This window comes from Micromonospora sp. NPDC049497, assembly GCF_044465805.1.
Classification (GTDB): domain Bacteria; phylum Actinomycetota; class Actinomycetes; order Mycobacteriales; family Micromonosporaceae; genus Micromonospora.
Genome location: NZ_JBITMC010000004.1, coordinates 282,245 through 294,821 on the forward strand (window position 1 = coordinate 282,245; position 12,577 = coordinate 294,821).

A 12,577-nucleotide genomic window follows, 5' to 3' on the forward strand; every position below is an offset into this window, starting at 1 on the left:
GAGACGACGATGTTCAGGGACACGAGGGCGTTCAGTGGCTTCTCGGTGGACGACACCGACCGCGCCATGCGCTTCTACGCCGACACGCTCGGGCTGCGCGTGTCGAAGGACGACGCGATGGGCGGCATGTTGACGCTGCACGTCGCCGGGGACCGGGACATCCTGGTCTACCCGAAGGAGGACCACGTTCCGGCCTCGTACACCGTGTTGAACTTCCCGGTGGACGACATCGACACCGCCGTGGACGAGCTGACCGCGCGCGGTGTGCGGTTCGCCCGGTACGACGGGATGCCGCAGGACGAGAAGGGCGTCATGCGCGGCAACGGTCCGTCGATCGCCTGGTTCACCGACCCCGCGGGGAACGTCCTGTCGGTACTGCAACAGCAGTGACCCGGGAGTGGCGGTTCCCGGTGCATCCCGGGAACCGCCACCCGTCAGCCCTTCTCCGCGCCCTCTGAGGAGTCGCGTACGAAGTAGCGCTGGAAGATCACGAAGATGATCGCCACCGGGATCGTGGCGAGCAGCGCCGCGCCGAGCTTGAGCGGATACTGGGTTCCCTTGCCGAGGGAGCCGCTGACCAGGTCGGCGAGACCACGGGGCAGGGTGAACAGGTCGGGGTCCTGCACCGCGACCAGGCTGTGCGGGAACTCGTTCCAGGAGCCCTGGAACGACAGGATGGTGAGCGTGATCAGCGCCGGTTTCGCCATCGGCAGGACCACCGACCAGAAGGTGCGGAAGATGCTCGCCCCGTCGATCCGGGCGGCCTCCTCCACGCTGACCGGGATCGACTCGAAGAACTGCTTCATGATGAACACGCCCGCGGCGTCGGCGAGCAGGGGCACCACCAGGCCGGAGTAGCTGTTGTACATGCCGAGCTGGTTGAGGACCAGGAACTTCGGGATCAGAAGCACGACGCCGGGCACCGCCATCACGGCGATGACCGCGGCGAAGAGACCGCCGCGTCCCCGGAAGCGCAGCCGTGCCAGCGCGTACCCGGCGAGGGAGTCGAAGAACACCCGGCCCAGCGTGATCAGCACGGTCACCAGCAGCGAGTTGCCCAGCCAGAGCGGGAAGTTGGTCCCGGCGAAGATCCGCTCGAAGCCGGCCAGCGTCAACGGGTCCGGGATCGGCGACAGCGGATTGGCCGCCGCGTCGGGCTCGGTCTTGAACGAGTTGCCGATCTGGATCACGAAGGGATAGAGGAAGATCAACCCGAAGATGACCAGGGTGGCGTACCCGAGGACGCGGCTGACCAGGGCGCGGGCGCGGCGGCCGTCGCGGCGGGCGGGCGCCACCGCGACCGGCGGCCGGTCGGTCAGTGCGGTCATGATCCTCCCTCCGGTACGCGCTGGCGCCACCGGCGTCCACGCCGTGGCTCGACGTCGCGGTCGGCCATCACCCGACGCTGCACGAGGGTGAACACGATGATGATGAGGAAGAGGACGAACGAGATCGCCGCTCCGGAGCCGTAGTCGAAGTCCCGGAACGCGGTCCGGTAGGACAGGTACGCCGGGGTGAGCGTGGTCTTCGCCGGCTCGCCCTGGCTCATCACGTACACCTGGTCGAAGACCTGCCAGGAGCCGATCAGGCCGAGGGTGACCACCAGGAAGGTGGTCGGCTTGATCAGCGGCAGGGTCACGTGCCGGAACCGCTGCCAGCGGGTCGCGCCGTCGAGGGTGCTGGCCTCGTCCAGGGCCACGGGCACGTTCTGCAGGGCGGCGAGGTACATCAGCATGAAGGTGCCGGACGTGGTCCAGACGACCAGAGTGATGATCGACATCATCGCCACGCTGGGCCCGGACAGCCACTCCCACCAGCTCAGCCCGAAGGGCCCGCCGTCGGCGAGCACCGCCGGCGCGGAGTCGACGCCGACGAGACCGAGCAGGAGGTGCAGTACACCCCGGGAGTCGGCGAACCACTGCGGCCCGGTGATCCCGAAGAAGTCGAGCAGGGCGTTGACCGCACCGGAGTTCGCGAACAGGAACAGGAACACCACACTGATCGCGACGGAGCTGGTCACCGAGGGGAAGTAGAAGGCGGTCCGGAAGAAGCTCTTCCCCTTCAGCATCCGGTTGTTCACCACCAGCGCGAGCCCCAGGGCGAGCACCGTCTGGGTCGGCACGACGAGCGCCACGTAGTAGATGTTGTTGCGGATGCTGGTCATGAAGTCGCGGCGGGCCAGCCCGTCCTCGGTGAACAGCCGGGTGTAGTTGTCGGTGCCGACGAACGGCACGCCTCCGGTGAACGGGCTGCCCTGGCCGTTCCAGTCCGTGAGGCTCACCCAGAGCGCCATCAGGATCGGCAGCAGCAGGAACAGGCCCAGGATGACGATGACCGGCGCGACGAACAGCCAGCCGGCGAGGTTCTCGTTGCTCCGGACGCCGCGTCCCGAGCGGCGTGGTGGACGGGCGGTCGCGGTCGCGGGTGCCGCCAGTGCTTCGGTTGCCATCTCCCCTCCTCCCTCGACGAGGTGGCCGGAGGGGCCGCACCAGGCGGCCCCTCCGGTCACGTCAGCTGCCGCCGAGCGCCGCCTTGGCGTTCTTGTCGAAGTTCTGGAGGATCGTCTTCGGGTTGCCGTTGGCCAGGCCCTGCAGTCCGGTGTCCAGTTCGGCGACCACGCTGTCCATCTTCGGGGCGTTCACCGGGCCCTGGGCGTACTCGGCACCGTCGATGAACGGCTTGTCCGTCGGGAACGCGCTGGTGTACTGGTCACGGACCGACTGCCGGGACGGCATCACGCCGAACGCCTTGGCGAAGGTCATCTGCTGCTCGCCGGCGGTCATCGCCTCGACGAACTTGATCGCCTGGTCCTTGTGCTTCGACTTCGCGGCGATGCCCCAGCACTGGGTGAAGGACAGCGTGCCCTGCCCCTTCGGCCCGGCCGGCAGCGGCACGACCTTGTACTTCACGTTCGGGAAGTCGTTCTGGAGGGCCCCCTTGATCCAGTTGCCCTCGATGGTCATCACGGCCTTGCCCTTGCCGAACGCCTCGCCGGACCAGCCCGCGTCGAGCTGCTTCGGGAAGCGGGCCAGCCCCTGGGTGAGCAGGGACTTGACGTACGTCAGGGCCGCCTCGTTCTCCGGGGTGTCGGCGGTGGGCTGCTTGGAGTCGTCGCTGAGCAGCCATCCACCGCTCTGCACCAGGAAGGCGCCGATCCGGTCCCGGGTGTCGCCCAGTGCCAGCGGCACCTGCCCCTTCGCCTTGATCTTCTGGGCGGTGGCGGTGAGCTGGTCCCAGGTGGTCGGCACGTCGGCGTCGGTCAGGCCCGCCTTCGTCCACAGATCGGTGTTGATCTGGAGGGCGAGGGTGGAGAAGTCCTTCGGCGCACAGTAGAGCTTGCCGTCGTAGGTGAAGGTCGTGCGCAGGCTCTCGTAGAAGTCGTCGGTGTTGCTGATCTTGTCGCCGTACGGCTCCAGCGCGCCGACGCTGGCGTAGTCCGCGAACCGGGCCGCGTCGACGTAGAAGACGTCCGGCGGATTCCCACCGGCAAGGGCCTGGCCGAGCTGCTGCGTGAGGTCCTGGGCGGGGGTGACGGTGGCCTGGTTGCCCGACGCCGACGCCCACGTGGCGGCGGCGTCCTGCACGGCCTTGGTCTCGGCGTCGCCGGAGGAGCCGATGAGGATCTGCAGGTTGGCGGGTCCGCTGGACTGTGCGGCGTCGCCGGAGGAGTCGTCGAAGCCGCTGCCGCAGGCGGCGGTTCCGAGTAGGGCGAAGGCGGCGAGGCCGGCCACGGCCGCTCGGGTGAGGGATCGAGGTGCCATCGGGTTCTCCTGGTGGGGGACGGGATTCATGCGGTGTGGCGAAGCACCAGCGAGGGCTGGAGCAGGACGTGGTCGGGGGTGCGCTGGGTGCCGTCGAGGACGGCGGTGAGGAGGTCGACGCAGCGGGCGGCGGCCTCGCCGAGGGGCTGGCTGACACTGGTCAGGCCGATCGCCGCCGCGACCGGGGTGTCGTCGAAGCCGATCACCGGCACGGCCGGCGCGTCGGCGCGGACGGACTGGAGCGCGCCGAGGGCGAGGGAGTCGCTGGCGCAGACGAGCGCGGTCGGGGCCGCACCGGCGAGCAGGTCACGGGCGGCCCGCTCCCCCTCGGCGATGCCGTCGACGGTCTGCCGGTCCAGGCCGGTGGGATCGACGCCGGCGGCGACCAGCGACCGACGCCAGCCCGCGCGCCGGTCGTCGCCCACGCCGGAGCCGACCGGCCAGCCGATGAAGCCGATGCGCCGGTGGCCGGCGGCCAGCAGGTGGTCGGTGGCGGCGGCGGTGCCAGCCGCGCCGTCGACGTCGACCCAGGAGTGGGACTCCGGGTCGTCCCACGGCCGGCCGAACGTCACGAACGGCACGCCGCTGGCCGCCAGCCAGGCGGTACGCGGATCGCCGTGGTCGGTGCCGGTCAGCACGAACCCGTCCAGCTCGTACGAGCTGAGCAGGTCGTCGTAGGTGGCGATCTCCCGCTGGTCGTCCGTGGCGGTGTAGAGCATGGTGCGGTAGCCGGCGGTCTCGGCGGTCTCGGTGAGGCCGTGCAGGAACCGGTCCAGCACCGAGCCGTTGATGCCGTCCCGGGTCGGCTCGATGCGTACGGCGATCAGCCGCGACCGCCCGGTGCGCATCTGGCGGGCGGCCTGGTTGGCCCGGTAGCCGAGCGCCGTGATGGCCTCCTGCACCCGCAGCCGGGTCTCCTCGCGCACGATGTGCGGTGCGTTGAGCACGTTGGAGACGGTCTGCCGGCTGACCCGGGCATGCCGCGCCACCGTTGCGATGGTCACCTTCTCGGCCACGTGATCCCCTTCGCGGTCTTGAACGATCCAATTCGGATGAGGCAGGATTGGATCGTTCAAGTTGCTGGAATGTTTCGCACTTTGCACCCCCCGGGGACCGTGTGTCAAGAGATCGGTCCCCGTCGAGAAGGATCTGGAGCCGCGTCGTGACCGAGCGCCATCTGCAACCCCTCCTGCACGACCTGGCCGGGGTGGTCCTCGCCCCCACCAGCGCGCTGGGGGACGCGGCCGGGCAGATCCGCCCCGTCGGCGTCCAGGGCGTCTTCCACGCCGACACCCGGGTCCTCACCCGGGCCGAGCTGCTGATCGACGACCGGGAGCCGGAGGGCGTGGCCAGCGGCGCGGCCGGGCCGCACGGTGCCCGGTTCGTCGCCCTGGTCCGGTGGCTCGGCGACGCCACGCCCGACCCCACCGTGCGCGTCGACCGCACCCGACGGCTCGACCCCCGGGGCCTCACCGAGGAGCTACGGGTCGCCTCCACCGCCACCGTTCCCGTCCAGGCCACCGTCACCGTCGATCTCGGCTGCGACCTGGCGCCGATCGAGGTGGTCAAGTCCGGCGGCGCGGTACCGGCGCTGGAGGCCAAGACCGGCGGGCCGGGCCAGCTGTCCTGGTCCGGCGACGGCACCACCGTCACGGTCACCGCCGAGGGCGCAGACGTCGACGCGTCCGGCGGCCGGGTCACCGCGCCGCGACTGGCCTGGCCGGTCACGCTGGCGCCGGGCGGGACCGCCACGCTGCGCTGGCGGATGACCATCGAGGACCCGCACGCCGTCGTGGTCTGCCCGCCCGGCGAGCCGGACTGGGCCCATCCCGAGGTACGCACCGACGACCGCCGCCTCACCCGCCTGCTCGACCGGTCCCTGGCCGACCTGCGCGCACTGCGGCTGGCCGACCCCGACGCACCGCACGACGTCTTCCTCGGCGCCGGGGTGCCGTGGTTCCTCACCCTGTTCGGGCGCGACAGCCTCTGGGCGGCCCGGATGATGCTGCCGCTCGGCACCGAGCTGGCGGCCGGCACGCTGCGGGTGCTCGCCCGCCGGCAGGGCACGCGCGTCGAGCCGGCCACCGGGGAGGCACCCGGCAAGATCCTGCACGAGCTGCGGCGGCACGAGTTCGCGCTGCTCGGCGAGACACTGCGCCTGCCACCGGCCTACTACGGCACGGTCGATGCCACCATGCTGTGGGTCAACCTGCTGCACGACGCGTGGCGCTGGGGGCTGCCCGACGACCAGGTCGAGCCGCTGCTGCCGCACCTGGAGGCGGCGCTGGGCTGGCTCGCGGAGCACGCCGACGCCGACGGCGACGGGCTGGTCGAGTACGTCGACCGCACCGGTCACGGGCTGTCCAACCAGGGCTGGAAGGACTCCGGCGACGCGGTCCGGTTCCGCGACGGCCGGCTCGCCGAGGCACCGATCGTGCTGGCCGAGGTGCAGGGGTACGCGTACGAGGCCGCCCGTAACGGGTCCGCCCTGCTCGACGCCTTCGGCCGGCCGGGCGCGGACCGCTGGCACTCCTACGGGGAGCGCCTCGCCGCCCGGTTCCGCGCCGCCTTCTGGGTCGACGGTCCACACGGCCCGCAGCCCGCCCTGGCCCTGGACCGGGACAAGCGCCCCGTCGACTCGCTGACCAGCAACATCGGCCACCTGCTCGGCACCGGCCTGCTGAACGCCGACGAGGAGGCGCGGGTCGCCCGGCTGCTCACCACGGACGCGCTGGCCGGCGGGTTCGGCCTGCGCACGATGTCCACCGACGACGCCGGGTTCAGTCCCCTGTCGTACCACTGCGGGTCGATCTGGACCCACGACACCGCGATCGTGCTCGCGGGCCTGGCCCGGGCCGGCTTCCGTTCCGCCGCGCTCGGCTTCGCCGAGGGCCTGCTCGCGGCAGCGGAGGCGTTCGACTACCGCCTGCCCGAGCTGTACGGCGGCGACGACCGCGACCTGCTCGGCCGGCCGGTGCCGTACCCGGCCGCGTGCCGGCCGCAGGCCTGGTCGGCGGCGAGCGCGGTGCTCCTGCTCCAGGCGGCGACCGGGTTCTACCCGGACGTGCCGGCCGGTGCGGTACGGCTCGCCCCGCTGGCCGGACCGGAGCTGGGCGCGGTCTCGGTCTCCGGCCTGCGCGTCGCGGGTTCGTCGACGGATGTCGCGGTCGACCGGGACGGCACCACCTCGGTCACCGGCCTGCCGGCCGGCCTCCGGCTCACCGGTGCCTCCGTGCCCGCCCCGCGCCCCGCCCCCGAGACGCCCCACGAGGTCCGTTGAGGACGGCCGGCGAGGGTCGTGACGGCTCAGCGGTGCGACGACCGGCGTGTCGGACCGCTCAGGCGTCACCGGTCCGGGCGACGAGTTCCACGACGATCTCGTCGTCCTCCGTCGCACCGCTGGGGACGAAGCCCAGCCCGGTGTAGAGACGGGCCGCCGCGACGTTGTCCGGGTGGTACGACAGCCGCACCGGATGCCGGCCGCCGTCCTGGGCCGCCAGCCAGTCGGTCAGCGTGACGACCGTGGCCCGCCCGACGCCGCTGCCCTGCTCGGCGGCGTCCACCACCATGCCGCCGATCCACCGCGACCCGTCGTCGTCCACACCCCACATGACGTGCCCGACGACGGTCTCGTCGGCGTACACGGCCAGGGACGTCCAGACCTCGGAACGCGAGGTCAGCAGGAGGTAGCGGGCGGCCAGCGCGGCGACCCAGGCTCGCTGGTCGTCGCGGGGGGCCACCTCCGCGACCGCCCGCCAGTTGTCGTCGTCGACCGGGCGCAGGGTGACCCGCCGCCCGGCCCGGTCCAGAACTCCGAAGTCGATCATCCCGGGCAGCCTAGGCCGCCGGGAACGGTCCGACGAACGGTTTCAGTCGAGCAAGGCGTCCAGGCCGATGGTGAGGCCGGGGCGGTTGCGCACCGCACGGACCGCCAGCAGCACGCCGGGCATGAACGAGGCGCGGTCGTACGAGTCGTGCCGGATGGTGAGCGTCTCGCCGGTGGTGCCGAACAGCACCTCCTGGTGCGCGACCAGACCGGTGGCGCGGACGGCGTGCACGCGTACGCCCTCGATGTCGGCGCCACGGGCGCCGGCCACCTCGTCCTTGGTGGCGTCCGGCGTGGGCCCCATGCCCGCGTCGGCGCGGGCGGCGGCGATCAGCCGCGCGGTGTGGGTGGCGGTGCCGCTCGGGGCGTCGAGCTTGCGCGGGTGGTGCTGCTCGACGATCTCGACCGACTCGAAGTGCCGGGCGGCGCGGGCGGCGAACTGCATCATCAGCACGGCGCCGATGCCGAAGTTGGGGGCGATCACCACACCGACACCGGGCTTGCGCTCCAGCCAACCCCGCACCCGGTCCAGGCGCTGCTCGGTGAAGCCCGTGGTGCCGACCACCGCACTGATGCCCTGGTCGATGCACCAGTGCAGGTTGTCCATGACGACGTCCGGGGTGGTGAAGTCGACGACCACCTCGGCGCCGGCGTCGGAGGCGTTGAACAGCCAGTCACCCTGGTCGACCATGGCCACCAGGTCCATGTCGGCTGCCGCGTCGACCGCCCTGCACACCTCGACGCCCATCCGGCCGCGCGCTCCCAGCACGCCGACGCGGATCGGCTCGTCCGCGTTCTTGTCCTGCTCGTCAGTCACCGGCACAACCTACCCGTTCGGTGGGCGAGCCGGCCGGGGAGGACCACAAGTCAGGAAGCGGCGAAGTCACCCGCGCCGAACGGTCCGACCACGGCCAGGGACATCGGCCGGCTCAGCAGCTCGGCGGCGAGGGAGTTCACGTCGTCCAGGGTCACCGCGTCGACCCGGGCCAGCAGTTCGTCGACCGGCATCAGGTCGCCGTAGAGCAGCTCACCCTTGGCCAACCGGCTCATCCGGGAGCCGGTGTCCTCCAGGCCCAGCACGAACGAGCCCTTGCTCATGCCCTTGCCCCGGGCCAGCTCGCTCTCGGTGATCCCCTCGGCGGCCACCCGGGACAGCTCCGCCCGGGTCAGGTCCAGCACCTCGTCGACCTTGCCCGGGGCGCAGCCGGCGTAGACGGCGAAGAGGCCGCTGTCGGCGTACTGGCTGGCGTAGGAGTAGACCGAGTAGGCCAGCCCGCGCTGCTCGCGGATCTCCTGGAACAGGCGGCTGGACATGCCGCCACCGAGGACGTTGTTGAGCACCCCGAGGGCGAAGCGCCGCTCGTCGAGCCGGTCGATGCCGGGGCACCCGAGGATCACGTGCGCCTGCTCGGTCTCCTTCGCCTCGACCACGGTGGTCGCGGGCCTCGTGCGTACCACCGAGGCGTTGGAGCGGTACGGCGCCGGCGCGGCCGGGTCGCTGTCCAGTGGCGTGCCCCGCACCGCCTGCCGGACCAGCCGGACCACGGCGGCGTGGTCCAGGTTGCCGGCGGCGGCGATGACGATCTGCGGCGCGACGTAGCGGCGCCGGTAGAAGCTCTGGATCTGCCGGCGGCTCATCGGGGTGACCGTCTCCTCGGTGCCGGAGATCAGCCGGCCCAGCGGGTGGTCGCCGTACACGGCCCGGGCGAAGAGGTCGTGGACCTCGTCACCGGGCTCGTCGTCATGCATGGCGATCTCCTCGAGGATCACGCCCCGCTCGGTCTCCACGTCGGCCGGATTCAGCACCGAGTCGGCGACCAGGTCGCACATGACGTCGATCGCCAGCGGCAGGTCCTCGTCGAGCACCCGCGCGTAGTAGCAGGTGTACTCCTTGGTGGTGAAGGCGTTCGTCTCGCCGCCCACCGCCTCGATCGAGGACGAGATCTCCAGCGCACCGCGCTTGTTGGTGCCCTTGAAGAGCAGGTGCTCCAGGAAGTGCGCGGCGCCGGCCTGCGGGCCGGTCTCGTCGCGGGAGCCGACCGCCACCCAGATGCCGAACGAGACGCTGCGCATCGTCGGGATGGCCTCGGTGAGCACGCGGAGCCCGCTGGGCAGCACGGTCCGGCGGACCGTGCCACCCAACGGGTCGTCGCTCAGCGTCCGGGTCACCGCCCGGCCGGCGGCGCCGGGGCGGGCCGCCCCGGTGCCGCGGTACGCCGCACCCGTGCCCGGGAACGACGCCACCCCCCGTCGATCCGGCGGAAACGGCGCACGACTGGCCCGACTCACGTGTTGCTCCCAGATCGACGAGGGGTGGTGTGGTGCTGGTGGTGCTACAGGTCAGCTGTGCCGGGTGCGGCGACGCGGACGCTCGCCGCCCTCGCCACCCTCGCCGCCACCCGGACCGCGCTCGCCGCCGCCCGCGCCACGCTCGCCGCCGCCCGCGCCACGCTCGCCGCCGCTCGGGCCACGACCGCCCCGGTCGCCGCCGCGCTCCCGGTCACCGCGGTCACGCGGGCCCCGGTCGCCACGGTCACGCGCGGGCGGACGCTCGCCACCCTCGGCCTCGCCGGCGGCCGGCGCCTCGGCGCCCTCCGGGCGGACCTTGTCCAGGTAGATCTTGCCGCGGGCGTCGATGTCCGCGATCTCCACCTCGACCTTGTCGCCGACGTTGAGGAAGTCCTCGACCCGCTCGACCCGCTTGCCGTCGCCCACCTTGGAGATGTGCAGCAGGCCGTCACGGCCCGGCAGCAGCGAGATGAACGCGCCGAACGCGGCGGTCTTGACCACCGTGCCGAGGAACCGCTCCCCCGCCTTCGGCAGGGTCGGGTTGGCGATGCCGTTGATCCGGTCGACCGCCGCCTGGGCGGACGGCCCGTTGGTGGCACCGACGTAGATCGTGCCGTCGTCCTCGATGGAGATCTCGGCGCCGGTCTCGTCCTGGATGGCGTTGATGGTCTGGCCCTTCGGGCCGATCACCATGCCGATCTTGTCCACCGGGATCTTGACGGTGGTGACCCGCGGCGCGTACTCCGACATCTCGGCCGGGGACTCGATCGCCGCCTGCATCACGTCGAGGATCGTCTGCCGGGCCTCGTTCGCCTGCTGCAGCGCGGCGGCCAGCACGTCCGACGGGATGCCGTTGAGCTTGGTGTCGAGCTGGAGCGCGGTCACGAAGTCCCGCGTGCCGGCGACCTTGAAGTCCATGTCACCGAACGCGTCCTCGGCACCGAGGATGTCGGTCAGCGTCACGTACTGGGTCTTGCCGTCCACCTCGTCGGAGATGAGGCCCATGGCGATGCCGGCGACCGACGCCTTCAGCGGCACACCGGCGCTGAGCAGGCCCAGCGTCGAGGCGCAGACCGAACCCATCGAGGTGGAACCGTTGGAGCCGAGCGCCTCGGAGACCTGGCGGATGGCATACGGGAACTCCTCGCGCGACGGCAGCACGGGGATCAGCGCCCGCTCCGCGAGGGCACCGTGGCCGATCTCGCGCCGCTTCGGCGAACCCACGCGGCCGGTCTCACCGGTGGAGTACGGCGGGAAGTTGTAGTTGTGCATGTAGCGCTTGCGGTTCTCCGGAGAGAGGGTGTCGACCATCTGCTCCATGCGCAGCATGTTGAGCGTGGTGACGCCCAGGATCTGGGTCTCGCCCCGCTCGAACAGCGCCGAGCCGTGCACCCGCGGCAGTACGCCGACCTCGGCGGTCAGCGGGCGGATGTCGCGCGGGCCGCGGCCGTCGATCCGGACCTGCTCGCGCAGCACCCGGTTGCGGACCTCGGACTTGGTCAGCGACCGGAACGCCGCGGACAGCTCCTTCTCGCGGCCCTCGAAGCGCGAACCCAGCTCCTCGACGACCTTGGCCTTGACCCGGTCGAGAGCCTCCTCGCGGTCCGCCTTACCGGCGATCTTGAGGGCCTCGGCGACCTCGGCGCGGGCGACGTCGGCCACCGCGTCGTACACGTCGTCCTGGTAGTCCAGGAAGACCGGGAACTCGGCGACCGGCTTGGCGGCCACCTCGGCCAGCTCGCTCTGCGCGCGGCACAGCTCGCGGATCGCCGGCTTGGCGGCCTCCAGGCCGCTGGCGACGATCTCCTCGGTCGGCGCGGTGGCGCCGCCCGCGATCAGCGTCACGGCGTTCGGCGTCGCCTCGGCCTCGACCATCATGATCGCGACGTCGCCGTCGTCGAGGGCGCGGCCGGCGACGACCATGTCGAAGGTGGCCCGGGCCAGCTCCTCCAGGGTCGGGAAGGCCACCCACTGGCCGTCGATGTGCGCGACCCGGGTCGCCCCGATCGGACCGGAGAACGGCAGGCCGGACAGCTTGGTCGACATGGAGGCGGCGTTGATGGCCACCACGTCGTACGGGTGCTGCGGGTCGAGCGCGAGGATGGTCTCGACAACCTGGACCTCGTTGCGCAGGCCCTTGACGAACGACGGGCGCAGCGGCCGGTCGATCAGGCGGCAGGTGAGGATCGCGTCCTCGCTGGGCCGGCCCTCGCGGCGGAAGAACGAGCCGGGGATCCGGCCCGCGGCGTACATCCGCTCCTCGACGTCGACGGTCAGCGGGAAGAAGTCGAACTGCTCCTTCGGCTGCTTGCCGGCGGTGGTGGCGGAGAGGACGACCGTCTCGCCGAGCTGGGCGATGACGGAGCCGGCGGCCTGACGGGCGAGCCGGCCGGTGGAGAAGGTGATCTCACGGGTGCCGAAGGACCCGTTGTCGATCACGGCGGTGCGGGATTCGGTGCCGAGGTTGCTCTCGGTCATCTGCGGTAGTGCTCCTTCGCGTCGTGGGCCCACGACGGGGGAACTGCTCAGACGGCCGGTCTTCGATCGAAGCGCCCGGGTGGCCGGCAAGGTGCCGGGGTGCCCGGGGGCCACTACCGGAGACCGGTACGCTGACCGGCTCCCGTTTCGGGTGGTCGCGCGGCCCGTGGTTTTTTCCTGTGTAACACCGGAACGGGGGAGCGGCCCGCTGGCCACTCCCCCG

At 71.8% G+C, this 12,577-nt stretch carries 10 protein-coding genes; 2 read left to right on the forward strand and 8 right to left on the reverse strand.

Translation table 11 applies throughout. From position 1 onward, the window contains the following. Positions 1-9: 9 nt before the first annotated feature. A complete protein-coding gene (locus ACIBR0_RS09035; protein ID WP_396713707.1) occupies positions 10-390 on the forward strand; it encodes a VOC family protein in 381 nt (126 codons plus the stop codon). A 44-nt stretch (positions 391-434) separates the two neighbouring features. Here the strand turns inward: ACIBR0_RS09035 and ACIBR0_RS09040 are convergent, their stop codons facing one another. From ACIBR0_RS09040 to ACIBR0_RS09055, 4 genes are all read right to left on the reverse strand, one after another. Further along, positions 435-1,328: a carbohydrate ABC transporter permease gene (locus ACIBR0_RS09040; RefSeq protein ID WP_357032169.1), complete on the reverse strand. Its 894-nt coding sequence runs from the start codon at positions 1,326-1,328 to the stop codon at positions 435-437. Continuing rightward, positions 1,325-2,449 carry a carbohydrate ABC transporter permease gene (locus ACIBR0_RS09045; RefSeq protein WP_396713709.1) on the reverse strand — a complete coding sequence of 375 codons (1,125 nt, stop codon included), beginning with the start codon at positions 2,447-2,449 and terminating at the stop codon, positions 1,325-1,327. Before ACIBR0_RS09045 ends, ACIBR0_RS09040 begins: the two co-directional genes overlap by 4 nt. 61 nt (positions 2,450-2,510) lie before the next feature. Beyond that, positions 2,511-3,761, reverse strand: coding sequence for an extracellular solute-binding protein (locus ACIBR0_RS09050; RefSeq protein ID WP_396713711.1), 1,251 nt, complete (start codon positions 3,759-3,761; stop codon positions 2,511-2,513). A gap of 26 nt (positions 3,762-3,787) precedes the next feature. After that, the gene (locus ACIBR0_RS09055; RefSeq protein ID WP_396713713.1) at positions 3,788-4,777 is read right to left on the reverse strand and encodes a LacI family DNA-binding transcriptional regulator; all 990 of its coding nucleotides are present in this window, start codon (positions 4,775-4,777) and stop codon (positions 3,788-3,790) included. Between the two features lie 146 nt (positions 4,778-4,923). Between ACIBR0_RS09055 and ACIBR0_RS09060 the strand changes: the two genes are divergently transcribed. Next, positions 4,924-7,041: a glycogen debranching N-terminal domain-containing protein gene (locus ACIBR0_RS09060; protein ID WP_396713715.1), complete on the forward strand. Its 2,118-nt coding sequence runs from the start codon at positions 4,924-4,926 to the stop codon at positions 7,039-7,041. A 58-nt stretch (positions 7,042-7,099) separates the two neighbouring features. On the opposite strand, the gene ACIBR0_RS09065 is transcribed toward ACIBR0_RS09060, so the two are convergent. Genes ACIBR0_RS09065 through ACIBR0_RS09080 form a run of 4 tightly spaced genes read right to left on the reverse strand, consistent with a single transcriptional unit; the run spans position 7,100 to position 12,354 of the window. After that, positions 7,100-7,588, reverse strand: coding sequence for a GNAT family N-acetyltransferase (locus ACIBR0_RS09065; protein ID WP_396713717.1), 489 nt, complete (start codon positions 7,586-7,588; stop codon positions 7,100-7,102). Between the two features lie 42 nt (positions 7,589-7,630). Next, a complete protein-coding gene (gene dapB, locus ACIBR0_RS09070) occupies positions 7,631-8,404 on the reverse strand; it encodes a 4-hydroxy-tetrahydrodipicolinate reductase (protein ID WP_357032151.1) in 774 nt (257 codons plus the stop codon). A 50-nt stretch (positions 8,405-8,454) separates the two neighbouring features. Continuing rightward, a complete protein-coding gene (locus tag ACIBR0_RS09075; protein ID WP_396713719.1) occupies positions 8,455-9,876 on the reverse strand; it encodes a M16 family metallopeptidase in 1,422 nt (473 codons plus the stop codon). A 51-nt stretch (positions 9,877-9,927) separates the two neighbouring features. Beyond that, the gene (locus tag ACIBR0_RS09080) at positions 9,928-12,354 is read right to left on the reverse strand and encodes a polyribonucleotide nucleotidyltransferase (RefSeq protein WP_396713721.1); all 2,427 of its coding nucleotides are present in this window, start codon (positions 12,352-12,354) and stop codon (positions 9,928-9,930) included. Positions 12,355-12,577: the final 223 nt, after the last annotated feature.

What these genes read in the sequence shown, in the direction of transcription:
- ACIBR0_RS09045 (WP_396713709.1), bottom strand. Translation starts at nt 2,449, where the DNA reads ATGGCAACCGAAGCACTGGCGGCACCCGCGACCGCGACCGCCCGTCCA.
- ACIBR0_RS09080 (WP_396713721.1), bottom strand. Translation starts at nt 12,354, where the DNA reads ATGACCGAGAGCAACCTCGGCACCGAATCCCGCACCGCCGTGATCGAC.
- ACIBR0_RS09040 (WP_357032169.1), bottom strand. Translation starts at nt 1,328, where the DNA reads ATGACCGCACTGACCGACCGGCCGCCGGTCGCGGTGGCGCCCGCCCGC.
- ACIBR0_RS09065 (WP_396713717.1), bottom strand. Translation starts at nt 7,588, where the DNA reads ATGATCGACTTCGGAGTTCTGGACCGGGCCGGGCGGCGGGTCACCCTG.
- ACIBR0_RS09050 (WP_396713711.1), bottom strand. Translation starts at nt 3,761, where the DNA reads ATGGCACCTCGATCCCTCACCCGAGCGGCCGTGGCCGGCCTCGCCGCC.
- ACIBR0_RS09035 (WP_396713707.1), top strand. Translation starts at nt 10, where the DNA reads ATGTTCAGGGACACGAGGGCGTTCAGTGGCTTCTCGGTGGACGACACC.